General features: G+C 58.4%; 23 protein-coding genes and 3 rRNA genes. 16 read left to right on the forward strand and 10 right to left on the reverse strand.

Annotation, left to right across the window (positions count from 1 at the left end; all coding sequences use genetic code 11):
* Window positions 1–154 precede the first annotated feature (154 nt).
* The 4 genes from ACWF8S_RS05950 to rlmM all read left to right on the forward strand — a co-directional run bounded on the left by ACWF8S_RS05950 (window position 155) and on the right by rlmM (window position 6,333).
* Window positions 155–1,687 (forward strand): 16S ribosomal RNA (locus ACWF8S_RS05950).
* 278 nt (window positions 1,688–1,965) lie between these two features.
* Window positions 1,966–4,858: ribosomal RNA gene (locus tag ACWF8S_RS05955) — 23S ribosomal RNA — on the forward strand.
* A 110-nt stretch (window positions 4,859–4,968) separates the two neighbouring features.
* A 5S ribosomal RNA gene (gene rrf, locus ACWF8S_RS05960) occupies window positions 4,969–5,084 on the forward strand.
* Together the 16S, 23S and 5S rRNA genes form the textbook arrangement of a ribosomal RNA operon.
* 178 nt (window positions 5,085–5,262) lie before the next feature.
* Entirely contained in the window at window positions 5,263–6,333 is a 1,071-nt protein-coding gene (gene rlmM / locus ACWF8S_RS05965; protein WP_447556555.1) for a 23S rRNA (cytidine(2498)-2'-O)-methyltransferase RlmM, read from the forward strand.
* Window positions 6,334–6,341: 8 nt separating this feature from the next.
* Here rlmM and ACWF8S_RS05970 read toward each other — a convergent pair whose 3' ends face one another.
* Window positions 6,342–6,629 carry an antibiotic biosynthesis monooxygenase family protein gene (locus ACWF8S_RS05970; protein WP_447555921.1) on the reverse strand — a complete coding sequence of 96 codons (288 nt, stop codon included), beginning with the start codon at window positions 6,627–6,629 and terminating at the stop codon, window positions 6,342–6,344.
* A 45-nt stretch (window positions 6,630–6,674) separates the two neighbouring features.
* Here ACWF8S_RS05970 and tusA point away from each other — a divergent pair, with 45 nt between their 5' ends.
* Window positions 6,675–6,917: a sulfurtransferase TusA gene (tusA, locus tag ACWF8S_RS05975; protein ID WP_447555922.1), complete on the forward strand. Its 243-nt coding sequence runs from the start codon at window positions 6,675–6,677 to the stop codon at window positions 6,915–6,917.
* 36 nt (window positions 6,918–6,953) lie between these two features.
* Here tusA and ACWF8S_RS05980 read toward each other — a convergent pair whose 3' ends face one another.
* The 3 genes from ACWF8S_RS05980 to ACWF8S_RS05990 all read right to left on the reverse strand — a co-directional run bounded on the left by ACWF8S_RS05980 (window position 6,954) and on the right by ACWF8S_RS05990 (window position 10,138).
* A complete protein-coding gene (locus tag ACWF8S_RS05980) occupies window positions 6,954–7,658 on the reverse strand; it encodes a hypothetical protein (protein ID WP_447555924.1) in 705 nt (234 codons plus the stop codon).
* A gap of 108 nt (window positions 7,659–7,766) precedes the next feature.
* On the reverse strand, window positions 7,767–8,768 hold the full coding sequence (locus ACWF8S_RS05985) for a DUF3080 family protein (RefSeq protein ID WP_447555925.1): 1,002 nt from the start codon (window positions 8,766–8,768) through the stop codon (window positions 7,767–7,769).
* Window positions 8,769–8,776: 8 nt separating this feature from the next.
* The gene (locus ACWF8S_RS05990) at window positions 8,777–10,138 is read right to left on the reverse strand and encodes an MATE family efflux transporter (RefSeq protein WP_447556556.1); all 1,362 of its coding nucleotides are present in this window, start codon (window positions 10,136–10,138) and stop codon (window positions 8,777–8,779) included.
* Window positions 10,139–10,359: 221 nt separating this feature from the next.
* Between ACWF8S_RS05990 and ACWF8S_RS05995 the strand changes: the two genes are divergently transcribed.
* On the forward strand, window positions 10,360–10,944 hold the full coding sequence (locus tag ACWF8S_RS05995) for an elongation factor P hydroxylase (protein WP_447555926.1): 585 nt from the start codon (window positions 10,360–10,362) through the stop codon (window positions 10,942–10,944).
* On the opposite strand, the gene ACWF8S_RS06000 is transcribed toward ACWF8S_RS05995, so the two are convergent.
* Window positions 10,941–11,420: a hypothetical protein gene (locus ACWF8S_RS06000; RefSeq protein WP_447555927.1), complete on the reverse strand. Its 480-nt coding sequence runs from the start codon at window positions 11,418–11,420 to the stop codon at window positions 10,941–10,943. The genes ACWF8S_RS05995 and ACWF8S_RS06000 overlap by 4 nt on opposite strands.
* Window position 11,421: 1 nt before the next feature.
* Entirely contained in the window at window positions 11,422–12,291 is an 870-nt protein-coding gene (locus ACWF8S_RS06005; RefSeq protein WP_447555928.1) for a TatD family hydrolase, read from the reverse strand.
* A gap of 115 nt (window positions 12,292–12,406) precedes the next feature.
* On the opposite strand from ACWF8S_RS06005, the gene ACWF8S_RS06010 reads away from it, so the two are divergent.
* Window positions 12,407–14,323: an ATP-binding cassette domain-containing protein gene (locus ACWF8S_RS06010; protein WP_447555929.1), complete on the forward strand. Its 1,917-nt coding sequence runs from the start codon at window positions 12,407–12,409 to the stop codon at window positions 14,321–14,323.
* 50 nt (window positions 14,324–14,373) lie between these two features.
* Here the strand turns inward: ACWF8S_RS06010 and ACWF8S_RS06015 are convergent, their stop codons facing one another.
* Window positions 14,374–14,826: a universal stress protein gene (locus ACWF8S_RS06015; protein ID WP_447555930.1), complete on the reverse strand. Its 453-nt coding sequence runs from the start codon at window positions 14,824–14,826 to the stop codon at window positions 14,374–14,376.
* Window positions 14,827–14,968: 142 nt separating this feature from the next.
* Between ACWF8S_RS06015 and ACWF8S_RS06020 the strand changes: the two genes are divergently transcribed.
* Window positions 14,969–15,481, forward strand: coding sequence for a preprotein translocase subunit YajC (locus tag ACWF8S_RS06020; protein ID WP_447555931.1), 513 nt, complete (start codon window positions 14,969–14,971; stop codon window positions 15,479–15,481).
* Window positions 15,482–15,484: 3 nt separating this feature from the next.
* Here the strand turns inward: ACWF8S_RS06020 and slyA are convergent, their stop codons facing one another.
* Window positions 15,485–15,937, reverse strand: coding sequence for a transcriptional regulator SlyA (slyA, locus tag ACWF8S_RS06025; protein ID WP_447555932.1), 453 nt, complete (start codon window positions 15,935–15,937; stop codon window positions 15,485–15,487).
* Window positions 15,938–15,998: 61 nt separating this feature from the next.
* A complete protein-coding gene (locus tag ACWF8S_RS06030) occupies window positions 15,999–17,162 on the reverse strand; it encodes a DUF5924 family protein (protein WP_447555933.1) in 1,164 nt (387 codons plus the stop codon).
* A gap of 255 nt (window positions 17,163–17,417) precedes the next feature.
* On the opposite strand from ACWF8S_RS06030, the gene fadB reads away from it, so the two are divergent.
* A complete protein-coding gene (fadB, locus tag ACWF8S_RS06035; RefSeq protein ID WP_447555934.1) occupies window positions 17,418–19,589 on the forward strand; it encodes a fatty acid oxidation complex subunit alpha FadB in 2,172 nt (723 codons plus the stop codon).
* Window positions 19,590–19,613: 24 nt separating this feature from the next.
* Window positions 19,614–20,792 carry an acetyl-CoA C-acyltransferase FadA gene (gene fadA / locus ACWF8S_RS06040; protein ID WP_447555935.1) on the forward strand — a complete coding sequence of 393 codons (1,179 nt, stop codon included), beginning with the start codon at window positions 19,614–19,616 and terminating at the stop codon, window positions 20,790–20,792.
* Window positions 20,793–20,842: 50 nt separating this feature from the next.
* Here fadA and ACWF8S_RS06045 read toward each other — a convergent pair whose 3' ends face one another.
* Complete coding sequence (locus ACWF8S_RS06045; RefSeq protein ID WP_447555936.1) at window positions 20,843–21,304, reverse strand: flavodoxin family protein; 462 nt, start codon at window positions 21,302–21,304, stop codon at window positions 20,843–20,845.
* 86 nt (window positions 21,305–21,390) lie between these two features.
* On the opposite strand from ACWF8S_RS06045, the gene ACWF8S_RS06050 reads away from it, so the two are divergent.
* The 6 genes from ACWF8S_RS06050 to sufB all read left to right on the forward strand — a co-directional run bounded on the left by ACWF8S_RS06050 (window position 21,391) and on the right by sufB (window position 25,538).
* Complete coding sequence (locus ACWF8S_RS06050) at window positions 21,391–21,765, forward strand: thiol-disulfide oxidoreductase DCC family protein (protein ID WP_447555937.1); 375 nt, start codon at window positions 21,391–21,393, stop codon at window positions 21,763–21,765.
* A 72-nt stretch (window positions 21,766–21,837) separates the two neighbouring features.
* Complete coding sequence (locus ACWF8S_RS06055) at window positions 21,838–22,380, forward strand: hypothetical protein (protein ID WP_447555938.1); 543 nt, start codon at window positions 21,838–21,840, stop codon at window positions 22,378–22,380.
* A 77-nt stretch (window positions 22,381–22,457) separates the two neighbouring features.
* Window positions 22,458–22,931, forward strand: coding sequence for a YbhB/YbcL family Raf kinase inhibitor-like protein (locus ACWF8S_RS06060; RefSeq protein ID WP_447555939.1), 474 nt, complete (start codon window positions 22,458–22,460; stop codon window positions 22,929–22,931).
* A 73-nt stretch (window positions 22,932–23,004) separates the two neighbouring features.
* Entirely contained in the window at window positions 23,005–23,343 is a 339-nt protein-coding gene (locus ACWF8S_RS06065; RefSeq protein WP_447555940.1) for a zinc ribbon domain-containing protein YjdM, read from the forward strand.
* 215 nt (window positions 23,344–23,558) lie between these two features.
* Window positions 23,559–24,023, forward strand: coding sequence for an SUF system Fe-S cluster assembly regulator (locus ACWF8S_RS06070; RefSeq protein WP_447555941.1), 465 nt, complete (start codon window positions 23,559–23,561; stop codon window positions 24,021–24,023).
* A 72-nt stretch (window positions 24,024–24,095) separates the two neighbouring features.
* A complete protein-coding gene (gene sufB / locus ACWF8S_RS06075) occupies window positions 24,096–25,538 on the forward strand; it encodes a Fe-S cluster assembly protein SufB (RefSeq protein WP_447555942.1) in 1,443 nt (480 codons plus the stop codon).
* The last annotated feature ends 64 nt before the right edge of the window (window positions 25,539–25,602 follow it).

The following is a 25,602-nucleotide window of genomic DNA, read 5'->3' on the forward strand; positions in this document are numbered from 1 at the left end:
GTGGGCGTTTGCCGATGAGGGTGACAAGTCACCTAATATCAAGGCAAGCGACATGTGGGAGAGTTTTCGAACTCTTCAAATTCGTTTGAACCTTGAGCCAGGATTGATTCGCCTCTGTTGCTTTCGAGCGACAGGCAAGGATCACAATGATTTTAAACTGAAGAGTTTGATCATGGCTCAGATTGAACGCTGGCGGCAGGCTTAACACATGCAAGTCGAGCGGTAACGGGTCCAGCTTGCTGGATGCCGACGAGCGGCGGACGGGTGAGTAATGCATAGGAATCTACCCGGTAGTGGGGGATAACCTGGGGAAACCCAGGCTAATACCGCATACGTCCTACGGGAGAAAGGGGGCCTTGGCTCCCGCTATCGGATGAGCCTATGTCGGATTAGCTGGTTGGTGAGGTAACGGCTCACCAAGGCAACGATCCGTAGCTGGTCTGAGAGGATGATCAGCCACATCGGGACTGAGACACGGCCCGAACTCCTACGGGAGGCAGCAGTGGGGAATATTGGACAATGGGCGCAAGCCTGATCCAGCCATGCCGCGTGTGTGAAGAAGGCTTTCGGGTTGTAAAGCACTTTCAGCGAGGAAGAACGCCTGGCGGTTAATACCCGCCAGGAAAGACATCACTCGCAGAAGAAGCACCGGCTAACTCCGTGCCAGCAGCCGCGGTAATACGGAGGGTGCAAGCGTTAATCGGAATTACTGGGCGTAAAGCGCGCGTAGGTGGCTTGACAAGCCGGTTGTGAAAGCCCCGGGCTCAACCTGGGAACGGCATCCGGAACTGTCAGGCTAGAGTGCAGGAGAGGAAGGTGGAATTCCCGGTGTAGCGGTGAAATGCGTAGAGATCGGGAGGAATACCAGTGGCGAAGGCGGCCTTCTGGACTGACACTGACACTGAGGTGCGAAAGCGTGGGTAGCAAACAGGATTAGATACCCTGGTAGTCCACGCCGTAAACGATGTCGACCAGCCGTTGGGTGCCTTGTGCACTTTGTGGCGAAGTTAACGCGATAAGTCGACCGCCTGGGGAGTACGGCCGCAAGGTTAAAACTCAAATGAATTGACGGGGGCCCGCACAAGCGGTGGAGCATGTGGTTTAATTCGATGCAACGCGAAGAACCTTACCTACCCTTGACATCCTGCGAACCCGGAAGAGATTCCGGGGTGCCTTCGGGAACGCAGAGACAGGTGCTGCATGGCTGTCGTCAGCTCGTGTTGTGAAATGTTGGGTTAAGTCCCGTAACGAGCGCAACCCTTGTCCTTATTTGCCAGCACGTAATGGTGGGAACTCTAAGGAGACTGCCGGTGACAAACCGGAGGAAGGTGGGGACGACGTCAAGTCATCATGGCCCTTACGGGTAGGGCTACACACGTGCTACAATGGCCGGTACAAAGGGCTGCAAACTCGCGAGAGTAAGCGAATCCCGAAAAGCCGGTCTCAGTCCGGATCGGAGTCTGCAACTCGACTCCGTGAAGTCGGAATCGCTAGTAATCGTAGATCAGAATGCTACGGTGAATACGTTCCCGGGCCTTGTACACACCGCCCGTCACACCATGGGAGTGGACTGCACCAGAAGTGGTTAGCCTAACGCAAGAGGGCGATCACCACGGTGTGGTTCATGACTGGGGTGAAGTCGTAACAAGGTAGCCGTAGGGGAACCTGCGGCTGGATCACCTCCTTAAACGATGCGTCATCCTCCCGGCAAGCGCTCACAATGAATTACCTGATCAGAATGCTGTTAAATGAGCAGTGATAAGCCAATCGCCTTCGGCGGTGCCTTATCACTGCTTATAGCAGTCGCTCTTTAACAATGTATATCATGCTGACAATATCGAATGACGATAGGAAGACAGTTCGCTGTTTTTATCGTCGCATCTCGATATGCAATTGTTTTGTGATACGTTTTTGCGTATCCGGCAATCGTTGTCATTGCGAGATCCAGACTCCTTCGGGTTATAGGGTCAAGCAATGAAGCGCACACGGTGGATGCCTAGGCAGCCAGAGGCGATGAAAGACGTGGTAGCCTGCGATAAGGTTCGGTGAGGTGGCAAACAACCTGTGACCCGGACATCTCTGAATGGGGAAACCCACTGACCACAAGGTCAGTATCCTGTCCTGAATCTATAGGGCCAGGAAGCGAACCGGGGGAACTGAAACATCTAAGTACCCCGAGGAAAAGAAATCAACCGAGATTCCCCCAGTAGCGGCGAGCGAACGGGGACCAGCCCTTAAGCGTGTGACTGATTAGACGAACGGATTGGGAAGTCCGGCCAGAGCGGGTGATAGCCCCGTAGTCGAAAATCTGATCACGTGAAATCGAGTAGGTCGGGGCACGAGAAACCTTGACTGAAGACGGGGGGACCATCCTCCAAGGCTAAATACTCCTGGCTGACCGATAGTGAACCAGTACCGTGAGGGAAAGGCGAAAAGAACCCCGGCGAGGGGAGTGAAATAGATCCTGAAACCGTGTGCGTACAAGCAGTAGGAGCCCACTTGTTGGGTGACTGCGTACCTTTTGTATAATGGGTCAGCGACTTATATTCAGTGGCGAGCTTAACCGATTAGGGGAGGCGTAGCGAAAGCGAGTCTTAACTGGGCGACCAGTCGCTGGATATAGACCCGAAACCGGGCGATCTATCCATGAGCAGGGTGAAGGTTGAGTAACATCAACTGGAGGCCCGAACCAGGATCTGTTGAAAAAGATTTGGATGACTTGTGGATCGGAGTGAAAGGCTAATCAAGCCCGGAGATAGCTGGTTCTCCTCGAAAGCTATTTAGGTAGCGCCTCACGTATCACCACCGGGGGTAGAGCACTGTTTCGGCTAGGGGGTCATCCCGACTTACCAACCCGAGGCAAACTCCGAATACCGGTGAGTGCCAGCGTGGGAGACACACGGCGGGTGCTAACGTCCGTCGTGAAAAGGGAAACAACCCAGACCGTCAGCTAAGGTCCCCAAATCCTGGTTAAGTGGGAAACGATGTGGGAAGGCTCAGACAGCTAGGAGGTTGGCTTAGAAGCAGCCATCCTTTAAAGAAAGCGTAATAGCTCACTAGTCGAGTCGGCCTGCGCGGAAGATGTAACGGGGCTAAACCAGGTACCGAAGCTACGGGTTCATCCTTAGGGATGAGCGGTAGAGGAGCGTCGTGTAAGCCAATGAAGGTGAGTTGAGAAGCTTGCTGGAGGTATCACGAGTGCGAATGCTGACATGAGTAACGATAAAGGGAGTGAAAAACTCCCTCGCCGGAAGACCAAGGTTTTCTGTTCGATGCTAATCAGAGCAGAGTGAGTCGGCCCCTAAGGCGAGGCGGAAACGCGTAGTCGATGGGAAACGGGCTAATATTCCCGTACCGGACATGATTGCGATGGGGGGACGGAGAAGGCTAGGTGAGCCAGGCGTTGGTTGTCCTGGTGAAAGTCGGTAGGCTGAGATCCTAGGTAAATCCGGGATCTTTCAAGGCCGAGAGACGAGACGAACTGACCACGGTCAGGAAGTCACTGATGCCACGCTTCCAGGAAAAGCCTCTAAGCTTCAGATCATGTGCGACCGTACCCCAAACCGACACAGGTGGTCAGGGTGAGAATCCCAAGGCGCTTGAGAGAACTCGGGTGAAGGAACTAGGCAAAATGGTGCCGTAACTTCGGGAGAAGGCACGCCGGCGTAGGGTGATGGAACTCGCTTCCTAAGCCCGAACCGGTCGAAGATACCAGGTGGCTGCAACTGTTTAGTAAAAACACAGCACTCTGCTAACGCGCAAGCGGACGTATAGGGTGTGACGCCTGCCCGGTGCCGGAAGGTTAAATGATGGTGTTAGCCGCAAGGCGAAGCTCTTGATTGAAGCCCCGGTAAACGGCGGCCGTAACTATAACGGTCCTAAGGTAGCGAAATTCCTTGTCGGGTAAGTTCCGACCTGCACGAATGGCGTAATGATGGCCACGCTGTCTCCACCCGAGACTCAGTGAAATTGAAATCGCCGTGAAGATGCGGTGTACCCGCGGCTAGACGGAAAGACCCCGTGAACCTTTACTATAGCTTCACACTGGATACTGATGTTGCCTGTGTAGGATAGCTGGGAGGCTTGGAAACCCGGACGCCAGTTCGGGTGGAGCCAACCTTGAAATACCAGCCTGGCATCATCGGTGTTCTCACTCAGGTCCGTTATCCGGATCGAGGACAGTGTGTGGTGGGTAGTTTGACTGGGGCGGTCTCCTCCCAAAGAGTAACGGAGGAGCACGAAGGTACCCTCAGCACGGTCGGACATCGTGCAATGAGTGCAAGAGCATAAGGGTGCTTGACTGCGAGACAGACACGTCGAGCAGGTGCGAAAGCAGGTTCTAGTGATCCGGTGGTTCTGTATGGAAGGGCCATCGCTCAACGGATAAAAGGTACTCCGGGGATAACAGGCTGATACCGCCCAAGAGTTCACATCGACGGCGGTGTTTGGCACCTCGATGTCGGCTCATCACATCCTGGGGCTGAAGTCGGTCCCAAGGGTATGGCTGTTCGCCATTTAAAGTGGTACGCGAGCTGGGTTTAGAACGTCGTGAGACAGTTCGGTCCCTATCTGCCGTGGGCGTTGGATGTTTGAGAAGGGCTGCTCCTAGTACGAGAGGACCGGAGTGGACGCACCTCTGGTGTTCCGGTTGTCACGCCAGTGGCATTGCCGGGTAGCTATGTGCGGACGGGATAACCGCTGAAAGCATCTAAGCGGGAAGCCCCCTTCAAGATGAGACATCCCCGAGGCCTCGAGCCTCCTGAAGGGCCCAGCGAGACCAGCTGGTTGATAGGCACGGTGTGGACGCACTGCAAGGTGTTGAGCTAACGTGTACTAATGGCCCGTGAGGCTTGACCCTATAACACCCAAGGGGTCTGGTCCTGCAGTGACAACGACGCTCGATAGAGCACCGGATACGCAAGAAAGAACGATCACAAGACCGTCAGCCGATATACATTGAAAGTTACGCCTGACGACCATAGCCTGCGTGAACCACCCGATCCCTTGCCGAACTCGGAAGTGAAACCGCAACGCGCCGATGGTAGTGTGGGGTCTCCCCATGCGAGAGTAGGTCATCGTCAGGCCCCTATTCGAAAAAGCCCCGAGCACCCTGTGTTCGGGGCTTTTTTTATGCGCAATATTTTCTTTTCATCATCTACCGACCTCATGTTTTCTTCAGATTTTCTGCTCATTGCCAATAAGCATCCTGGGTGGTGGTATGATGCGCCACGAATTTAAAGCGACGAAGCGAAGGTAGAGTCAATCGTGAGTGAGATAGCCCCCACAACGTGGCTGGTGTATTGCCGCCCTGGTTTCGAGAACGATGCATTAGCCGAGATGCAGCATCACGCCGTGCAAAACACTACGACCTGTACGCCGACGCTGGGGGAGGGGTGGGTGAGCCTGACGCGTAACGACGGTGAGCCCATCAATGAGTTACACCGTGAGGCCAGGTTTGAAAGACTCATTTTCGCTCGTCAGAGCCTGGCTGCCTTGGCGCCGCTGACCCTTGCGCGAGAGGATCGGCTTACGCCCATGCTGGAGCAGGTCAAGCAAAGCCGCTGGAGCTTTGAAGAGATCTGGCACGAAACGCCGGATACCAACGACGGCAAGGCATTGGCAGGATTGATCAAGGCGCTGACCAAACCGCTGGAAAGCCTGCTGAAAAAACGCGGTGCGCTGAGGCGCAAAGCCGGGGGGAGGCGGTTGCATGTTTTCTGGACAAGCGGCGATCACGTACAGCTGGGTATCAGCTTTCCGGGTAATCGCAGCGAGCTGAAAAACGGCATTCGTCGGTTACGTTTTCCTTCACGAGCGCCCAGCCGCTCGACGCTCAAGCTCGAAGAGGCGTGGCACGAGTTTATCCCGCGCGAAGAGTGGGACGACCGGTTGGCCGAACACATGCAGGCCGCCGACCTGGGCGCCGCTCCCGGCGGTTGGACCTGGCAGTTGGTGCAGCGGGGCATGTATGTCTACGCCATTGACAATGGGCCCATGGATAAAGCGTTGATGGCTACTGGTCAAATCGACCACCTCAAGGAGGATGGCTTTGTCTGGGCGCCGGACAGGCGCCTGGACTGGCTGGTGTGTGATATTGTCGATAAACCCATAAGAGTGCTGACGATGGTGGAACGCTGGCTGACACGAAAATGGTGCCGCGAGGCGATATTCAATCTGAAGCTTCCCATGAAAAAACGCTGGGATGAAGTGACTCGCTGCCTGGGTGTGCTGGAGGAGTCGCTTGCAAAGGCGGGCGTACGCGCTGAAATCCGGTGTCGCCACCTCTACCATGATCGGGAGGAAGTCACCGTACACGTAAGGCTTCTGTCCTAGGGAAAGCGTTAGTAAACCGGTTCGAAAATTTGAACGGTTTCATCTTCGGTCAGAAGGGGTAAAATGCGCTCCATGGCTTGCGCCCGTGCCTCGCTTTGGTGCCACTCCTTCCAGGCGCGAAGATCCCGCCATTTCGTGATCATCAGACGGCGGTCAGGGTGGCCGAGCTTTACGAGCGTCTCGCCACTTACAAAGCCACGTACACCCAGAGAGACTCGCATGGCCTCGCGGGCGGCCAACTCGTACTCTTCTTCCAGGCCGGGCATGATGCGTCGTTCGATGATAACTTTAACCATGTGTCTACTTCCTTACCAAGACCAGTTTCCTTGCCGAGACCAGTGATGACCGATACCTTGCCAGCGTTTGACGACACCTTGGATACTACAGGCCTCTACTGCCCGGAGCCCATTATGCTTATGCATAATAAAGTAAGGGATATGGACTCGGGGCAGACCTTGAAAGTGATTGCCACGGACCCGGCCACTACCCGCGATGTACCCAAGTTTTGCCAGTTCCTGGGCCATGAACTGCTGGCTCACCAGGAACATGAAGACGAATACCTTTACTTCATTCGTCTGGCCTAACGTTCAGCAAGCTGATCATCCAGCGCTTTCCATCCTTTAGTGTCTTGCATCGTTAGGCACGACCATCATGGCGAGCGCCTCAAGCGTTGCCGGATCCTCCTCTTGAATGCGGTTGGCGATATGGCGCTGAAAGAAGTAAACCGTTTGATGGCGTGTGTGAGCGTCGTATAAACACTCGTCACCCAGAATGATCGGCGTCATCCGTGCCTTCTCTTCATCGGCGAGTAGCGCTTCCACACGTCCATTGCTGTAAAGGCGCCAGCCAAATACCGGTTTCATGCACCACGGGGCGTCGGGATGGTTCATGCAAAGCGCATGGGTGCCCAGGGTGTCGGGCAGCTGCTGGATCAGCGTGACATCGGTGGAGGGTTCGTACTCGAAGTACTCAGCCGCCGCGTCAAGCTCGGCATGTTTATGTTCTGGCGGTGTATCGAAAATCTCTTCGGTTTCCGGATCGCGGTAGCCGATGAAATGGCCGTTCTCCTGGCTATTGAGCTCATTGCACGCGCTCAGACCATCCATCCAGGGCACCATACCGATGACCTCGCCGTCGCCGCGAAGCCCCCACGCCAGAATCGGCAGGCCATAGTAGGTGTCGGGACTCGCAGCGAGCTGGTAAACCATTTCGAGACCGTCAAGCTCTGGAGCCAGACGAATCACGCACTTTCGCGCCTGCTGACGCTGACGCGCGGTTTCCAGGTCGATGACCTGGGCAGAGTGGGGTGACTGGGGTTTACCCATGATGTCCCTCCTGGTGCTGCGTGGTCACGACATTGATAGGTTTTACCTACCGCGTAATTCAACCAATAGCACAGGTTGGGTTGAAGGTTAAGAGGTCTAAAGTATTTTTTAGTCGTCGCCTGGAGCAAAAGCGCAGGGTGAATAAAGCGTGCGAAGCGCCAGGTGCTCGAGCTGGGCGGTTTTGAACCGCTGCCAGGGCGCCTCAGCACTCTCTAGAGAGAGCCACTGGCGTTGGTAGTCGGTCACCGCAGGGGGCGGGTCAACCTGATGGGCCTCGATCAGCGCGTTGATTGCGACCAGCCAGCGGTAGGCGTTTCGTTCCAGCTCGTCAAGCCAGCCATGTTCCCAATGAGGAAGGCAGCGTCCGCTTTCGAGGTTTTCGGCCAGCAAGCCGTTGGCTTCACCAAGGCGCCTGGCGGCCAGCAACAGTGTGCGCATCGCCTCGGCGGTCGTGGGACGTGCCTGCAGGGTTTTTAAATGATTTTCAAGCTGGGAGGAGCTTGCCCGCCACTCGAGACTATAGGTCTGCTCGACCATTTGTTGAAGATAATCGAGCGCGCCAAGATCCTTTTGGATATCCGGAAGTGATCGCGCACTCCAGGGATCGCTGGCCCGAGAGAAGCTTTTTTCCCACTCATCAGAATCGAACAGGGCATTCCAGCCCACAGCGGGTAACTGAGCGGTTTTGAGCTCGGTCAGGGTTTCCAGGCGCGCCCGGTCGTTCTCGCTGAGCGACTTGCTGGTATCGCCATTCACACACAGGCTTAGACGCTGCCACAGCTCGCGCTCGTACAGCCAGTGCTGACTGGGAGGCGCAACCCGGCCCAGCTGGTTGTTGCGCGCGGCCACCAGTGAAGTGATATCGCACACACGCAGCGCATAGATATTGAGCATGCTCTCGCGTACTTCGGGAATATCGATGAGCCGCTCGCGGCGGGGTACGAAGGCACCGATATTGTCAGGGGCACGGCGTTCGATCGGAGGGGCGTTCAGGGCGTCTTCGAGTTCCTGGTGATAGTCGACCCAGGCGGAATCGTCGGCGTTGCCGCACCCGGCCAGCAGGCCAAGCGAAAGCAGTGTCAGCAAGACCCTGATGAGAATGCGCTCCATAGACGCTCCTATCGGCTGATCCACTTCAACCGCCAGCCCAGCAGGACGGCGGCTGTGCTCAAGCCCGCGATCAGGCCCATCCAGTAACCGTGCACACCAAGTGGTCCGGTCAGTTCGCCGGCACCTTGTGTACCCAGCCAATGGCCGCCACCCAGCCCGACGATCCAATAGGAAAGTACGGTAATCACCATCACGATACGGGTATCCTTGTAGCCACGCAGGGCGCCGGCCAGGTTCACCTGCAGCGAATCCGAAAGCTGAAAGACGACTGCCAGCGAAATGATGCTCAGTGTCAGCGTCTGGATTTCCGGGTTGGCGGTATAAAGCGCAATCACGGGCCTTGCGCTCACCCATAAAAACGCACTGTTCAGCGCGGCCACCATCACGCTGATCGCAATCCCGTTCCACGCCACCCGGCGTGCGTGGTCAAGGCGTTTCTGGCCTAACGTATTGCCCACACGAACGGTCAGCGCCATGCTTAGCGATAAGGGCAGCATGAACAGAAGGGAGGTATAGCTTAACGCAATCTGGTGAGCGCCTACGGTCACTTCCCCAAGACTTGCCACGAAAAGCGCGATCAAGGTGAACAGCGTGACCTCGACAAAAATGGCCACCCCGATCGGCATGCCCACCACAATGAGCTCCGCGATACCCGGCCCTTGAGGGAGATGAAAGCGCTGCCAGAGCGAGACGTTTTGGTAGCTCCGGCCCCAGGTCGTGTAGTAGGCCATGGCAAATGCCATGGCCCACATGGAGACCGCCGTGGCGATGCCGCACCCAAGTGCACCTAACGCTGGAAGTTCGCTCAAGGGACTTGGAAGCCAAGACCCGAAGAGAGTGACCAGGCCATCACCGCCGTAGATCAGCACATAATTGCTGGGGATATTGATGGCCAAGCCTATGAGACTGATCCAGAGCGCCGGTCGGGTATGGTTCATCCCGTCGGAAAAGGCCCGGAGCGCCTGGAAAAGGGCAATGCCCGGCATACCGAAGGCAACGGCCCCCAGGTATGCACTGGATTCGGCAGCCACGTCCTCGGGCACGTTCATCAGTTCGAAAATCGGCATGACCGCAGTGCGCAGCAAAAGCGCGGCGATGATACCCAACGCCAGGCCCACCCAAAGCGCTTGATGCACCGCCCTGGGAATGTCCTGATTGCGCTGGCCGCCCAACAGATGCGCTACAATTGGCGTCAGTCCCATCAGCGTACCGGTCATGAAGAGCATCAGCGGCGTCCAGAGGCTTGCCCCCACCGAAACGGCGGCAAGCGAGGTGGCACTAAAGCGTCCGGTCATCATGGTGTCGACGACACCGATGGCGGCCTGGGCAAGCTGTGCCCCGAAGATGGGCAGCGCCAGTGTCACCAGCATGCGTGTTTCAGGCCAGTAGGTGGTTTTGATACGATGAGAAGCGGCGCCCACGGGAAGGCTCCTGTGACATGAGAGGGTCGATGAAAGGGCGCTAGCGTAGCAAACTCCGCTTGAATTTGCGCTTAAAGCCACATACCTCGAACCACACTCTTAAACCCTGACACAGATGTCCTGGCAGCGTGCCAAGGTGCCTTTGTCTTGATGATGAAAGCGAAGCGATAGTGACACATAACCCTGAGCGTTGGACGCTTGAAGATATCACGGCGCTGTTTGACGGCCTTTTTGCACATACCTACCACACCCGGCTGATCAAAGGGGGGGATGAACCTTTATACCTGCCATGGAATGCGCAGACGTCTTACCATCAGGTGATTTTCGCACGGGGCTTTTATGCCAGTGCGCTGCATGAAATCAGCCATTGGTGTATTGCCGGCGCCAGACGGCGAGAACAAGAAGATTATGGCTACTGGTATCTGCCCGATGGACGCAACAACGAGCAGCAGCAGGCGTTCGAACAGGCGGAGATCGCCCCGCAGGCGCTGGAATCACTTTTCACCCAGGCCTGCGGACGAGCATTTCACGTCAGCGTGGACAACCTCGGCGGCGATGTGGAGGTGGACCGCGAGACGTTTGCTTGTAAGGTGAACGAGCGCGCGAAGCGCTATCAGCGCGAGGGGCTGCCCCTGCGCGCCAACGCCTTACATGAGGCATTGACGGCGTTTTATCAGCGTAACGAACCTTTGGTCGCGGCCGTCGCCAAGGGCCGTAAAACCCTGAAGCGGGCGCCCGCAACGGCGAACGGCTAATCCGGCTCGGTCAAACGCTGATGCAGCGAGAGCATTACTTCAAGCTCGTGTTCCGGGCGCAAGGGTTCAAGGCCCAGTTCGCCGAAGGTTTCGCGCCGCTGACGATGCCATTCGCCGGGCGCAAGCGAAGGGTAGAGCACCGGCGCCGGGGCGAGTTCGACAAACGGATCCAGCCCGTAGGTATCAAACAGGCGCGCCAGTGCCGCCTCTTCATCGCCGTTATCGCTTGTGTAGAGCGTGGCGGAAAAGTGGTCGTTCTCGAGCTCGCGAATCACCTCGAGGGGGCTTACACCGAGGCTCTCGAGCTCTTCGATGCTGTAAGCGCCCAGAGCGTTGGTATCTTCCTTGATCCAGCTGTCGTCCGGCTGAATCAGCGTCTCCTTGACGCGCCCATCGGGCAGCGACCAGGCGATCGCCAGGGGCAGACCGTCATCGTCGCCGGTTTCAATGGCAATAAATCCCGGGTAATCAGCCAAATCAAGCCTCCTTCAAGGCGTTATCGAGTTGGAAAAAACGCTGCGCGGTGCGGGTGGTTTCAAGCCCCAGAGTGTCATCGCTGACGCCGTGCCATCTGGCTATCTCCGTGACGATCCAGGGCAGAAGCGCCGGCTCGTGGCGGCGGCCTTTAAGCTTGGCCGGCAGGTTGCGCGGCAGCAGATACGGGCAGTCGGTCTCGACCATCAGCCGGTTGAGTGGAATGTCCTTCACCAGTGGCTGTAGATGATGACCCCGGCGCTCGTCGCAGATCCAGCCGGTCAGGCCGATATGCAGGTCCAGATCCAGATAACCGTAAAGCGTGGCGGCATCGCCGGTGAAGCAGTGAATGACCGCCTGGCTGATATCGTCACGCCACGCTTTCAGAATCTCGCGCATGCGCGGGCCGGCATCCCGCTCGTGCAGGAAAAGTGGCAACCCGCTCTCGGCGGCGAGCCCGAGCTGGGCCTCGAAGGCTTTTTCCTGAGCCATGGGCGTGGAGACGTTGCGGTTGAAGTCGAGACCGCATTCGCCAACCGCCACCACGGCGGGTGCTTTATGCAGCGTTGCCATCTGCCGGGCAATATCCTGATTCCAGCGGCTGGCGTCATGGGGGTGGACGCCGGCGGTGGCGTAAAGCCCCGGAAAGCGCTCGGCCATGGCCATCGCCTGCTCGGCGTGGGCCACATCAGTGCCGGTGACGATCATGGTCGTCACGTTGGCGGCTCGCGCACGGGCAATTACCGCTTCCAGGTCGCGCTCGAAGCTTTCGTGGGTGAGGTTGGCGCCAATATCCACCAACGCCTCGCGAGGGCGAAACTGAAGCGCGTCGGGTAAAAACTCGTCTGTCGCCAATCTATGCTCACTTTTCATCGGTCATTTACGGTTATTGTACCCCTCATCAAGGCGTTCGACTAATGCGTAACACTGCCCATGAAAAGGCCCGCATGCGTTACACTGTGCGCCTCACGATTAAGGAGGACACCGCGTGACCCTGCTACGACTCGAACAGCTGCAACTCGCCTACGGCACCCATGTATTGCTCAATCGCGCCGACCTGACGGTTGAAAAAGGCGAGCGGCTGGCGCTGGTCGGGCGCAACGGCACCGGCAAGTCCACGCTGCTGAAGCTGGTGGCCGGCGATATTCTGCCCGACGACGGCACGGTCTGGCGCGCGCCAGGCCTGAAAATCGGCGTGCTGGCCCAGGAACTCCCCGAGTCATCGGGCATGACCATCTTCGACATGGTGGCCCAGGGGTTGCCGGAAGCGGGTGAGCTTCTATCCGAATACGATCACCTGATCAACGATCCCGACCCGGACATGGACCGCATGGCGACGCTGCAGACACGCCTGGAAGCCATTGACGGCTGGTCGTTTCATCAGCGTATCGACACGGTGCTGACCCGCCTGGGCCTGCCGCCCGCCGCCGAGATGAACTCGCTCTCCGGTGGCTGGCGTCGCCGGGTGGCGCTGGCCCGCGCGCTGGTGTCCGAACCGGACCTGCTGCTGCTCGATGAGCCCACCAACCATCTGGACCTGGACACCATTGCCTGGCTCGAGGAGCAGCTTCTGGCGTTCAACGGCGCGGTGCTGTTGATTACCCACGACCGGGCGTTTCTCTCCAAGCTTGCCACCCATATTCTGGAGCTGGATCGTGGTCAGCTGGGCCGCTACCCCGGCAAGTACGAGGAGTACCAGGCGCGCAAGCAGCACGAGCTGGAAGTCGAGGCCCGCGAGAACGCCGAGTTCGACAAGAAGCTTGCCCAGGAAGAGGCCTGGATACGTCAGGGCGTCAAGGCGCGGCGTACCCGCAATGAAGGCCGCGTGCGGGCGCTCGAGGCCATGCGTAACGAGCGGAGCCAGCGTCGCGAACGTCAGGGCACGGCCAACCTGACCGTGGATCGTGGCGAGCGTACCGGCAAGCGGGTGGTCGAGCTCAAGGGCGTGACCCAACGCTTTGGCGATGAAGTGATCCTGCGCGATGTAAACCTGGAAGTAGTACGTGGAGATCGCATCGGCTTTTTGGGTCGCAACGGCGCCGGCAAGACCACGCTGCTCAAGATTCTGCTGGGCGAGCTCGAGCCCACCGAAGGCAGCGTTCAACTGGGTACCAATCTCAAGGTGGCCTATTTCGACCAGTTGCGCGCCGGCCTCGAGCTTGAAAAAACCGTCTATGACAACGTGGCCCAGGGCAGCGACCGGGTAAGCATTGGCGGGCGCGACCGCCATGTCATGAGCTATCTGCAGGATTTTCTGTTTACCCCGGAGCGCGTGCGTCAGCCGGTGAAGGCACTGTCGGGTGGTGAGTCGAACCGTCTGCTGCTGGCCAAGCTCTTCACCCAGCCCGCCAACGTACTGGTGCTCGATGAGCCGACCAACGACCTGGACATGGAAACCCTGGAGCTTCTGGAAGAGTTGCTGCTCGATTTCGACGGCACGCTCTTGCTGGTCTCCCACGACCGAACCTTCATGGATAACGTCGTCACCAGCATGCTGGCCTTTGAAGGCGACGGCGTGGTGCGCGAATACGTGGGCGGTTACACCGACTGGATTCGCCAGGGCGGTACGCTGCCCCCTGCGCCCTGGGAAGGCGCGGCGCGCCAGAACACCGAGCCCACCGGACAGGTGTCTTCGAAAAGCGACGAAAAACCCCGGGTCGAGCCGGCCAAAAAGCAGGCCAAACTGTCGTACAAGCTGCAGCGCGAGCTGGATACCCTGCCCGGTGAGATCGAGACCCTGGAAGCTGAAGTGGCCACTCTGGAGCAAGTGGTGGGCGAGCCGAGCTTCTATCAAAAGCCCGCAACCGAGGTGAGTGCCAAACTCGCCGAGCTCGAAGGGGTTCAGCAGCGCCTGGAAGTGGCCATGGAACGCTGGATGGAGCTTGAGGCCATGGCCAACGAGTAAGCCTCTGGCCGTCGAGACGAAGGCGCCCGAAAGGGCGCCTCAAGCCTTCCTTACTCGTCGCTTTGCTCGCCTTTATGGCCAACGCGTACTGCCAGCACGTCGCAAGGCGCGCCGTGCAGTACCCCCGTGGAGGTAGAGCCCAGAAGCAGGGCAAAGCCGTGACGGCCATGAGAGCCCACGACAATCAGATCCACGCTGTGATCATTGGCAAACCGGTGGATTTCCGTATCGGGCATACCCACCACCACATGCTGGTCTTCCGGCTTTACGTGAGGGGAGGCGATTTCAGACAGGCGTTTTTTTGCGTGATCGTCCAGTTGATCCTGAATGCTGGTGAGATCCATGGGAATATCGCCGCCGTAGGCAAAGCCCAACGGCTCCAGCGTGTGCATGATCGAAATTCTGGCGTGTTCGTTACGCTCTGACACGGCGATCGCGCGCTCGAGCACCTTTTGAGAATCTTTGGTCAGGTCAACTGCAACCAGGATGTGGTGGTAGCTCATGGCCCCTCTCCTTCGCAATGAACAACAAAGAGCACCTTTGTTGGGTAATATTTACTTTAAGCGCTGTGCCCAAGCTTAACAACGACTTGGATCATGGTTTTTTCAAGTGGCGGATGGCCAGCGCCTGCCTGGGAGTTTCAAGATGGAATGGTTGATTGTCATTGGTATCGCGATGTTCGTCGCCGCGCCGGTCATGTGGCTAAAACCCAGCCCGCAGCAGAAACGTCAAGTTAACTTGAGGGCTTTTGCAAGAAAAGAGGGGGTGGGCATCAAGATTGCCGCCCCCCCGCTGCATAACTTTAAAACCAGCATGCCTGGCTACCGCTGGCCCTACGCGCAGAATGCGCCGGGGCCGGATTTCGTACTGCTCAGGGAAAACCACGCAAGCGATGTGCTCGAGGCGTTTCACGCCGGCTGGCGCTGGCGCATCGCGCCGCTTCGGCCCTTGCCTGAAAAGGCCCAGGCCACGTTGAAAGCGCTCCTGGAGCGTCTGCCTCAGGATGCGCTGGTGATCGAGTCCAACGCGCAGGCGCTCACGCTCTGGTGGTGGGAGTCCCAGGACGCCGAACGCTTTGAAATCTATCTGAGTGAGTTCAGAGTGCTCAACCAAACGTTAGGCGGTAACGCAGATCACCTGTCGCTTTCCAGTCGCTAGCGCTCAAGCGCTCGGGGCTTCCTGGTCCCGGGCCTGAATGGCAAGCCCATTGGCCTCGATGAGCGCAAGCCACTCGTTGAGTCTGTCGATCTCCTCGTTACTCAGTCCTTCAAACATCTCCTTGCGCGCCTGCTTGGCCACATTATCGATCTTCTCGAGTAGCGGCATGGCCTCGGGTGTCAGATAGATCCGTTTGCTGCGCCGGTCGTTATCGCAGGCGCGCCGCTCGATCAGGCCTTGAGATTCCAGCTGGCCCAGCGTACGTACAAGTGAAGGAGCCTCCACACCGATGGCCTTGGCCAGATCGCACTGGGGGTGACCCTCACCCAGGCGCCAAAGATGATAAAGCGTGACCCAACGTGTCTGCGTCAACCCGAGAGGGGCCAGTCTTCGGTCCAGAATGGAGCGCCACAAGTGCGGTAAACGCGCAATTCGAAAACCAATTGATGAAGCCATAAGGTAACTGCCCGTAAGTGTGATAAGCGAATTGTCATAACCTGTAGCGCTGAATGCAAGCTCATGGCTTGGCCTGCAAGGCCTCGCTTTCAGCGCTTTCGTTACGTCCGGGGATAAAACGCCCTAAATTCAAACGGCTTAATCCGCTTGCCCGTATCTGCCCATCTGCGACGGTGGCATTGCGAACATCCTCGGCCACGGTAAAGCGCATGAGTCCAAGGCGCTGGCCGCCGGCAGTCATGATGTCGATTCGCCAGTCGCCGGCGGGCTCTGCGGGGAAGTTCTGCTTGTGGCTCCAGGCACGATATCCCTGTTCGCGACCCCCGCTGATGGTGAGCTCCACGGCATCCATTTCCTGCCCGTTGTGATGCCAGACATGATAAATGGTTTCGCTCAAGCCCCGGGGTGCCCGAATGGCGGTGTAGGCGTAGATGCCACTGTTGCTCAAGGCCTGCGGCGTGAGAGTGAGCTCTCCCCGAGGCGTGCGGTCTTGAGTGTCAAAGGCGGGGGAAAGCGCACTGCTGGTCATCCACAGCGTGGCCGGCGGCACCCAGGCCCGGCCAAGCCAGCCGGCAAGCGCGATGGTCAGCAGAAGTGACAAGAACATGCACCAGCGCAGCAACGAGCGTCGTTTGACCAGGTGCCAGAAACTCGGCAGGGCAAGCAGTGCGGTCAACCCAAGGGCGAGCAGCAGGCTCTGACCGGTGGTCAAATGCAGCATGATCGGCAAGATGACCAGCATCACCAGAAATGCGCACTGGGCATGGAAAAGAAAATAGAGGCTTCGCGAGCGCCCGGCCAGCTTGTAGTAGAGCGGGTCGATAATCGAAAGAATCGCCATCGCGACGACCAGGAGCGCAAACACCAGTTGGCCGCTGTTCCATACCGTGGTAATCAGAATGAACGGCAGGGTGAAGAAAAGCGTTTCCTGGTGGATCATCTGGGCGATAAACGTCGTGATCGCCCGCGGAAGCCCCGCATGCCCGCGCTTTCTGAGAAGTCGCGAAATGAGGCTTTCCGACAGCATCAGCGCCCAGGCGAACAAGAGCCCGAACGCCAGGGCAGCCCCCAGCCACTGTTGGCGGTCCACCAGGAAAAAGCTGCCCACCCCTGCCGCAAAGGCGATTGGTGGCCAGAGAAAGCTCCAGGGCTTGAGCCGGGTCACGATGCGTTCGGCGCGCGCCTGAAACGAGGCCACGCGCGTTGGAGTCAAAAAAGCGCCCATAGAGGTAAACTCATCGTTCAAACCCCTATAATCCTAGGGTTTGCAACGAAAGTCGATAGAGGCGCTTTAGGCCTTATGCGATAAGGCCTCGCCGCCTGAACGTTGAATGACCGAGCGAGTCAGAGCCTGATATGCACCGTTTCAAGGCTTGACGTTGCTTTGCAACTCAACCAAGCTTGGTCGATCAAACGACCGTATGAAATGCGCGGCAGGCCCATTGCGGGTTGCCCGCCTGAACCTGTGGAGAGAGCGCGGATGATCTATCAAGGCAACGCCATCACGGTGGAGCGTCGTGACACCCAAGGTGGCAACAGCATCGCACTGCTCACTTTCGATCTGAAAGATGAGTCCATCAACAAGCTTTCAAGCGCCGTCATAAAGGAGTTGGGTGAGGCGGTCAGCGCCCTGGGTTCCGAAAGCGGCTTGAAAGGCCTGGTGATCGGCAGTGGCAAGGATGTCTTCATCGTCGGGGCGGACATCACCGAGTTTCATTCGCTGTTCGACAAGGGGGAAGATTACCTCGTCGAGATGAACCTGAAGGTTCACGATATCTTCAATGCCATCGAGGATCTGCCGTTTCCCACCGTGGCGGCCCTTAACGGTCTGGCGCTGGGCGGCGGGTGCGAAGTGCTCCTGGCCTGCGATTTTCGTGTCATGAGCGAGAAGGGCAAGATGGGTCTGCCCGAGACCAAGCTGGGCATCTTGCCGGGTTGGGGTGGCTGCGTGCGTCTGCCGCGCATCATTGGCGCCGATAATGCCATCGAATGGATTGCCGGGGGCACCGAGAACCGCCCCGACGCCGCGCTTAAAGTGGGAGCGGTGGACGCCGTGGTCGCCCACGAGCAGCTGCAAACCGCCGCGCTTGACATGCTTGACCGCGCCAACACCGGCGAGCTCGACTACCAGTCGCGCCGCGACGAGAAGAAAGGCCCTTTGCAGCTCAACGCCATCGAGCAGATGATGGCCTTCGAGACTGCCAAGGGGTTCGTGGCTGGCAAGGCGGGCCCGCACTATCCCGCGCCCATCGAAGCCATCAAGGTGATTCAAAAAGGTGCCGGTGAAGAGCGTGGCCGTGCCCAGGCCATCGAGGCCAAGGCTTTCGCCAAGCTCGCCATGAGCAGCGTCGCCTATAACCTGGTCGGACTCTTCTTGAACGACCAGGTCGTGAAGAAGAAGGCCGGCCAGTACGAGAAAAAGGCGCAGCCGGTCAAGCAGACCGCTGTACTGGGTGCCGGCATCATGGGCGGGGGTATCGCTTACCAGAGCGCCTCCAAGGGCACGCCCATCATCATGAAGGACATCAAGCCTGAGGCCATCGAGCTTGGCCTGAAAGAGGCGCGCAAGCTTTTTGGCAAGCAGGTCGAGCGTAAAAAGCTTACCAACGAGCAGATGGCTGAAAAGCTTACCAATATTCGCCCGACGCTTTCCTACGGCGATTTCGAGAATGTCGATCTTGTGGTCGAGGCGGTAGTCGAGAACCCCAAGGTAAAAGAAGGCGTGCTCGCCGAGGTCGAAAAGAACGTGAGCGAGAACACCATTCTCACCTCCAATACCTCGACGATCTCCATCAATCGTCTGGCGCAGAATCTGCAGCGTCCGGAAAACTTCTGCGGCATGCACTTTTTCAATCCGGTGCACCGCATGCCGCTGGTCGAAGTCATCCGCGGCGAGAAGACGTCTGACGAAGCCGTGGCGGCCACCGTTGCCTACGCCCGGGCCATGGGCAAGACGCCGATCGTGGTCAACGATTGCCCCGGCTTTCTAGTCAACCGGGTGCTCTTTCCCTATTTCGGCGGCTTCAGCTTTCTGGTCGAGCAGGGCGCCGATTTCCAGCACGTCGACAAGGTGATGGAGAAGTTCGGCTGGCCCATGGGACCTGCGTACCTGCTCGACGTGGTCGGCATGGACACCGCAGTTCACGCCAACGAGGTAATGGCAGAAGGCTTCCCGGACCGTATGGCCCGCGAGGGCAAGACCGCGATTCAGGCAATGTATGAAAACGACCGTCTGGGTCAGAAGAATGCCAAGGGCTTCTACGCCTATGAAGAAGACAAGAAGGGCAAGCCCAAGAAAGTCAGCGATGATCAGGCCTACGCCTTGATCAAGGACGTGACCAAAGAGCAAAAAGAGTTCTCCGATGACGATATCATCGCCCGCATGATGACCCCTTTGTGTCTTGAGACCGTGCGCTGCCTGGAAGACGGCATCGTCGATACGCCCGCCGAGGCAGATATGGCGCTGATTTACGGTATCGGCTTCCCCCCCTTCCGGGGTGGAGCGCTTCGCTATATCGACGCCATGGGCGTGGACAAGTTCGTCGCCCAGGCCGAAGAGTTGGCCGCCGAGCTTGGCCCGCTCTACGCGCCGACCGAAAAGCTCAAGCAGATGGCGCAGCAAAACGCGCGCTTTTATCAGGACAAGGCCTAAGTCACCGCGTACAGGAGTAACAAGATGAGTTTGAATCCGAGAGATATCGTGGTGGTCGACGGTGTTCGTACTGCCATGGCCAAAGCCAAGAACGGCGCTTTTCGTAACGTTCGTGCCGAGAATCTATCGGCGGCGGTGATGCAGGCGCTGTTCGAACGGAACCCCAATATGGACCCGTCCGAGGTGGACGATGTGATCTGGGGCTGTGTCAACCAGACCCTCGAGCAGTCCATGAACATCGCCCGTAATGCGGCCATCATGACCGGCATTCCGCGCACCGTACCGGCGCAGACCGTCAACCGGTTGTGCGGCTCCTCCATGACGGCGCTGCATATCGCCGCGGCCAACATCAAGGCCAACATGGGCGACATGTACATCATCGGCGGCGTCGAGCACATGGAGCACGTGCCCATGGCTCATGGGGTGGACGTGAACCCGGCGGCGAGCAAGTACGCTGCCAAGGCCGCCATGATGATGGGCCTGACCGCCGAGCTTCTGGGCAAGATGCACGGCGTCACACGGGAAGAGCAGGACAGGTTCGGCGTACGCTCTCACCAGCGTGCCCAGGCCGCCAACGAGCAGGGCTATTTCGACAACGAGATCGTCGGTGTCGAAGGCCACGACAGCCAGGGCTTTAGGGTCAACGTGAAGTACGACGAGGTGGTACGCGCTGATGCGAGCATGGAGTCCATGGCGGGGCTGAAGCCGGTGTTTGATCCGCGTAACGGCACCGTCACCGCGGGTACCTCCTCGGCACTGTCGGTGGGCGCCTCGGCCATGGCGGTGATGAGCTACGAGCGTGCGCAAGCCCTGGGCCTCGAGCCGATCGCCCGGGTGCTGTCCACCGGGGTGGCAGGGTGCGATGCGTCCATCATGGGCTACGGTCCGGTACCGGCGTCCAAGAAGGCGCTCAAGGCCGCGGGTCTGTCGTCAAGCGACATCGAGACCGTGGAGCTCAACGAGGCGTTTGCCGCTCAGGGGATTCCGGTGCTGAAGGACCTGGGCTTTCTGGACGACCTGGACAAGAAGGTCAACCTGCACGGCGGGGCCATCGCACTTGGCCACCCGCTGGGCTGCTCGGGCTCGCGTATCTGTACTACGCTCTTGAACGTGATGCGCCAGCAAGATACGACGCTGGGTCTTGCCACCATGTGCATTGGCATGGGGCAGGGCGTGGCGACGGTCTTCGAGCGTTTGAAGTAAGCTGCCAGGCAGTCAAAACGGCGCCCCTCGGGGCGCCGTTTTTTTGCGTATCAGAAAAGCCCGTTATCGAGTCCCGCCGCCATATAGAGCCCAAGCTCCCGGGCCTGCTCCTTGAATGCTTCCTGCCATTCGCCCTTCAGTACGAGCGGCTCTTGCGCAAAGCGCCAGCCAAGCCCCTTGCAGATGCTTTCGACGCCGCGACGCGTGCCCGTACCATCAAGGCCGGCACGTACATAGAGCGCGCAAGGGAGGCCTCGTTTGTCTTCGCTCACGGCGTAGTAGCAGCGGTCGAAAAAATCCTTCAAGGCACCGCTCATGTAGCCCAGGTTTTCCGGTGTTCCCAGGACGATGGCGTCGCAGGTGTCGACGTCGTCGGCGCTGGCGTCGAAGGGTGATTTCACCACGCATTCCACTGCCTCGATGTCGGAATGCTGGACGCCTTCGACGACAGCGTCGCGCAGAGCTTGTGTATTGGGTGAGGGCGAGTGGGCGACAATCAGTAAACGCTTCATTGAAGTGGACCTTGAGGCAGACCTTTGAACGTTGCGTGTGTCGGGGGACGTGCCACACTAAGGGGCAGTTACTGAAGAGAGACTATATGTCGGATCGTGGTTTAATCAACGTCTATTACGATGGTCTTTGCCCAAGCTGTCGCGAGGACCGTCGCCGGTTCGAGCGCTGGTCGGGTAAGCGTAGCCGCGATATCGCCTGGTGCGATGTCACCGAGTACCAGCAGACATTGCGCGAGCGGGGAATCGAACGCGAGACTGCGCTGCGCTCACTGCATATCGAGCTCGAGGACGGTCGCATCATCGAAGGTATCGATGCCTACCGGCTGCTCATGAAACGTATTCCCTGGCTCTTGCCGGGGGCGTATATTATCGGCTTGCCCGGCATCAAGCAGGGGCTTCGCCGCTATTACGACCATTGGGTGGAAAAGCGCCTGAAGCGCCAGGGGCGCTGGTCGGAGTAGCCGGCTATGCCGTTAAATCAAAGGCGGAGGCTTTAATGCGACCGCCGAGCGAAAACGATATAGGGAAGCGTAATGAATAAGGGAAAACGCTCAGGTGTGCTGGGAGCGATCATAGTGGCGTTACTCATCACCGGCTGCGCGGGGCGAACGCCACCAGCGCCACCGGCGCAGCCACAAGGCGCTCCCCAGGTGCCGGCGCAATCAGCCCCTCAGGCAGCCTTGCCCCGTTATGGAATGACGGATGTCTATTGGACGCCGCCATTGAGCACCAGCCCCGAAGAGAAGGCCGCCTATTATGTGAGCCGGCTTTCCGACCAGCGCTTCGTCGCCCCGGGCCCTGACGGCGTTCGCTATGTGGCCGCCGAGCAGTTGGGGGAGATCGGCCTGCCTGCCGTACCGCTTTTGCTGGCACGCCTGGATACCCGGGATGAGTTCGAGCTGATGCTGGCCCTCTACGCCCTGGAGCTTGCAACGCAGGACCCGCTGTTGATGGCCAGAACCGGGGGCGATGCTATCGAGCTGACAGATGCCTTGAATCCGCAGACCAATAGCGAGAACGCTGCCACGGCACGTCAGTGGCAGCAGCGCCACGCAGGTACGTTAGAGCCATATTAACCATTTGCCCGGCGAGGGCGCTGGCCTTCGTCGTTTTCGTTCGCCCGACCCAGTACAGTAACTCCAAGGAGCCGACCATGGCGTTTGCCCTCTCCAATCTACAGGTAAGCAGTGCCGCGTTTGCCGACCACCAACCGATCCCTGCTCAGCACACCGGTGAAGGCGATGATGTATCGCCGCCGCTTGCCTGGCAGGGTGCGCCAGAAGGTACCCGCGGGTACGCCGTGGTCTGTCACGACCCGGATGCGCCGCTGGTCAAGAACGGCGGCTACGGCTTCGTTCACTGGCTTTTGTACAACCTGCCGGGCGATGTGACTGAACTGCCCGAAAATGCCTCGGTCGGCACGGCTGGCAATAACGACTTCGACAAGCCTGCCTACGCTGGCCCGATGCCGCCGGAAAATCACGGCAAGCACCTTTACTATTTCTGGGTACTGGCGCTTGATCATCAAACATCGCTGCCCGAAGGTCTGACCATTCAAGAACTTCTCAAGGAAGTCGAGCCGCACCTGCTGGGCATGAATCGACTGGTCGGTACCTACCGGCGCTAAGCGTTCAATGCTGGTGCAAGTCGCCCAAGCCGTGTAGGCTCCATCGCTTTTCTAGTCCGCGATGGAGCCTATCATGAGCGATCTGCCCAGCTGTCCCGCCTGTCATTCCGCCTTTACCTACGACGACGGCCTACAGTTCGTCTGCCCCGAGTGCGGCAACGAGTGGTCCAAAGAGAGCGAGGTAACCGAGGAGGCCGAAAACGTCATTCGCGATGCCAACGGCAATCCCCTGGTCGATGGCGACACCGTAACGGTCATCAAGGATCTGAAGGTCAAGGGCAGCTCGTCGGTGGTCAAGGTGGGCACCAGGGTGAAAAACATCCGCCTTGTAGAGGGCGATCACGATATCGATTGCAAGGTCGATGGTATTGGCCCCATGAAGTTGAAGTCCCAGTTCGTCAAGAAAGCCTGATCATGAAAGTCTGAAAGAAACCCGCCGAGTGCGGGTTTTTCTTTGGGTGGGTTGATTGAATTTATAAATGAGAATGATTGCCTTTTTTGATGACAATGGCGGCGAACGTGCAGGAAGTAGCGCTTTTTTCGCAAGAATGGGAAGCAGGGCTTCACATCATTTTCATACAGGACTAAAATGGTACTCAATTAAAGGCGACACCCACGGGAGCCCCAATGCTCAAGCTTTCCCGGCTGACAGATTACGCAGCAGTAGTGATGGCGCAAATTGCCCGCCATCCCGAAATGTCGCATGCGGCAGCCGATTTGGCCCATGCCGTCAAGCTGCCCCATCCCACTGTCAGCAAGACACTGAAGATGCTGGTCAAGGCAGGGCTTTTGACCTCACAGCGCGGTGCCCAGGGGGGCTATCAGCTGGCCCGGCCTGCCTCGAACATCACCGCCGCCGATATCATCGCCGCGATCGAAGGGCCGGTGGCGATGACCGAGTGCAGCCATGCACAAGGCGAGTGCGAGCTTGCCGCCACCTGCGGGGTGTCGGACAACTGGCAGCGTGTATCGATTGCGCTGCGCACGCTTTTGGAAAGTGTCACGCTGTCGCACCTGGCGGACACCTCGCCGATCAAGCTGCCTGTTCAGCTACCTATTCAAACGATCAGCCTGTCGGCGGTGTCTGCCTAGGCAGACTCGCAAAGGCCTTAATTTTATGGACGGCGGGCAAGCTCGCCACCCAACTGCCTGGAGGGTACGACCATGGCAAGCGAAGAAATGGAACAGTTGGTTCGTCGCGAATACAAAGATGGCTTTGTGACCGACATCGAGAGCGATACGCTGCCACCTGGCCTGGATGAGAACACCATCGCCTTTATTTCCAATAAAAAGGGCGAGCCGGAATGGATGCTGGAATGGCGTCTGGATGCGTACCGTCAGTGGCTCAAGATGAAAGAGCCCTCTTGGGCGCATCTGGACTATCCGCCGATCGATTATCAGGCGATCTCCTACTTCAGTGCGCCAAAACGCCCGGAAGACATGCCGCAGAGCCTTGACGAGGTCGACCCCAAGCTTCTGGAAACCTACGAGAAGCTCGGCATTCCGTTGCACGAGCGTGCCGCCTTGGCCGGTGTCGCGGTAGATGCGGTCTTCGATTCCGTATCGGTGGCCACCACCTTCAAGAAGCAGCTGGGCGAGGCGGGCGTGATCTTCTGCTCGATTTCCGAAGCCATTCGCGACTATCCAGAGCTTGTGAAGCAGTATCTGGGCACCGTGGTGCCGAAGGCGGACAACTACTTCGCCGCGCTGAATTCGGCGGTCTTCACCGACGGGTCTTTCGTGTTCGTGCCGGAAGGCGTGACCTGCCCGATGGAGCTTTCGACCTACTTCCGTATCAACGCCGCCAACACCGGCCAGTTCGAACGCACGCTGATCGTCTGCGAAAGCCGTGCCCAGGTCTCCTACCTTGAAGGCTGCACCGCGCCGATGCGCGACGAAAACCAGCTCCACGCCGCCGTGGTCGAGCTCGTGGCCCTCGATGACGCCTACATCAAGTACTCCACCGTACAGAACTGGTACCCGGGCGACGAGAACGGCAAGGGCGGTATCTACAACTTCGTGACCAAGCGTGGCGAGTGCCGCGGCGAGCGCTCGCGCATCAGCTGGACCCAGGTGGAAACCGGCTCGGCGATCACCTGGAAGTACCCCTCCTGCGTGCTGCGCGGCAAGGACAGTATCGGCGAGTTCTATTCCGTGGCCGTGACCAACGGGCGTCAGCAGGCGGACACCGGCACCAAGATGATTCACGTGGGTGAGGGCACGCGCTCCTACATCGTGGCCAAGGGTATCTCCGCCGGGCGTAGCGATCAGTCCTATCGCGGTCTGGTAAAAATCGGCCCACGAGCGAAGGGCGCGCGTAACTTTACCCAGTGTGATTCGCTGCTGATCGGCGATACCTGTGGGGCGCACACCTTCCCATATCAGGAGATCGGCAACAGCACCGCCAAGATCGAGCACGAGGCCACCACCTCGAAGATCGGCGAAGACCAGCTGTTCTACTGCCAGAGCCGCGGTATCTCGGAAGAGGATGCGGTCAGCATGATCGTCAACGGTTTCTGTAAGGACGTTTTCCAGGAGCTTCCCATGGAGTTCGCCGTCGAGGCCGAAGCGCTCTTGAACGTGACTCTGGAAGGCGCGGTAGGTTAAGCGTCTGCTCCCTTACGTATTGTTAAGCGTCGCAATCGCGACCCGCTAGATTTTGAAGGGCTAT

Source organism: Vreelandella xerophytica, assembly GCF_968048975.1.

Excerpts from the sequence above, each read along its gene's own strand:
- ACWF8S_RS05970 (WP_447555921.1), bottom strand. The coding sequence starts at position 6,629 with ATGGTTAAAGTTATCATCGAACGACGCATCATGCCCGGCCTGGAAGAA.
- tusA (WP_447555922.1), top strand. The coding sequence starts at position 6,675 with ATGACCGATACCTTGCCAGCGTTTGACGACACCTTGGATACTACAGGC.
- ACWF8S_RS05980 (WP_447555924.1), bottom strand. The coding sequence starts at position 7,658 with ATGGGTAAACCCCAGTCACCCCACTCTGCCCAGGTCATCGACCTGGAA.
- ACWF8S_RS05985 (WP_447555925.1), bottom strand. The coding sequence starts at position 8,768 with ATGGAGCGCATTCTCATCAGGGTCTTGCTGACACTGCTTTCGCTTGGC.
- ACWF8S_RS05990 (WP_447556556.1), bottom strand. The coding sequence starts at position 10,138 with ATGCTGGTGACACTGGCGCTGCCCATCTTCGGGGCACAGCTTGCCCAG.
- ACWF8S_RS06005 (WP_447555928.1), bottom strand. The coding sequence starts at position 12,291 with ATGAAAAGTGAGCATAGATTGGCGACAGACGAGTTTTTACCCGACGCG.
- ACWF8S_RS06015 (WP_447555930.1), bottom strand. The coding sequence starts at position 14,826 with ATGAGCTACCACCACATCCTGGTTGCAGTTGACCTGACCAAAGATTCT.
- ACWF8S_RS06020 (WP_447555931.1), top strand. The coding sequence starts at position 14,969 with ATGGAATGGTTGATTGTCATTGGTATCGCGATGTTCGTCGCCGCGCCG.
- slyA (WP_447555932.1), bottom strand. The coding sequence starts at position 15,937 with ATGGCTTCATCAATTGGTTTTCGAATTGCGCGTTTACCGCACTTGTGG.
- ACWF8S_RS06030 (WP_447555933.1), bottom strand. The coding sequence starts at position 17,162 with ATGGGCGCTTTTTTGACTCCAACGCGCGTGGCCTCGTTTCAGGCGCGC.
- fadB (WP_447555934.1), top strand. The coding sequence starts at position 17,418 with ATGATCTATCAAGGCAACGCCATCACGGTGGAGCGTCGTGACACCCAA.
- fadA (WP_447555935.1), top strand. The coding sequence starts at position 19,614 with ATGAGTTTGAATCCGAGAGATATCGTGGTGGTCGACGGTGTTCGTACT.
- ACWF8S_RS06045 (WP_447555936.1), bottom strand. The coding sequence starts at position 21,304 with ATGAAGCGTTTACTGATTGTCGCCCACTCGCCCTCACCCAATACACAA.
- ACWF8S_RS06050 (WP_447555937.1), top strand. The coding sequence starts at position 21,391 with ATGTCGGATCGTGGTTTAATCAACGTCTATTACGATGGTCTTTGCCCA.
- ACWF8S_RS06055 (WP_447555938.1), top strand. The coding sequence starts at position 21,838 with ATGAATAAGGGAAAACGCTCAGGTGTGCTGGGAGCGATCATAGTGGCG.
- ACWF8S_RS06060 (WP_447555939.1), top strand. The coding sequence starts at position 22,458 with ATGGCGTTTGCCCTCTCCAATCTACAGGTAAGCAGTGCCGCGTTTGCC.
- ACWF8S_RS06065 (WP_447555940.1), top strand. The coding sequence starts at position 23,005 with ATGAGCGATCTGCCCAGCTGTCCCGCCTGTCATTCCGCCTTTACCTAC.
- ACWF8S_RS06070 (WP_447555941.1), top strand. The coding sequence starts at position 23,559 with ATGCTCAAGCTTTCCCGGCTGACAGATTACGCAGCAGTAGTGATGGCG.
- sufB (WP_447555942.1), top strand. The coding sequence starts at position 24,096 with ATGGCAAGCGAAGAAATGGAACAGTTGGTTCGTCGCGAATACAAAGAT.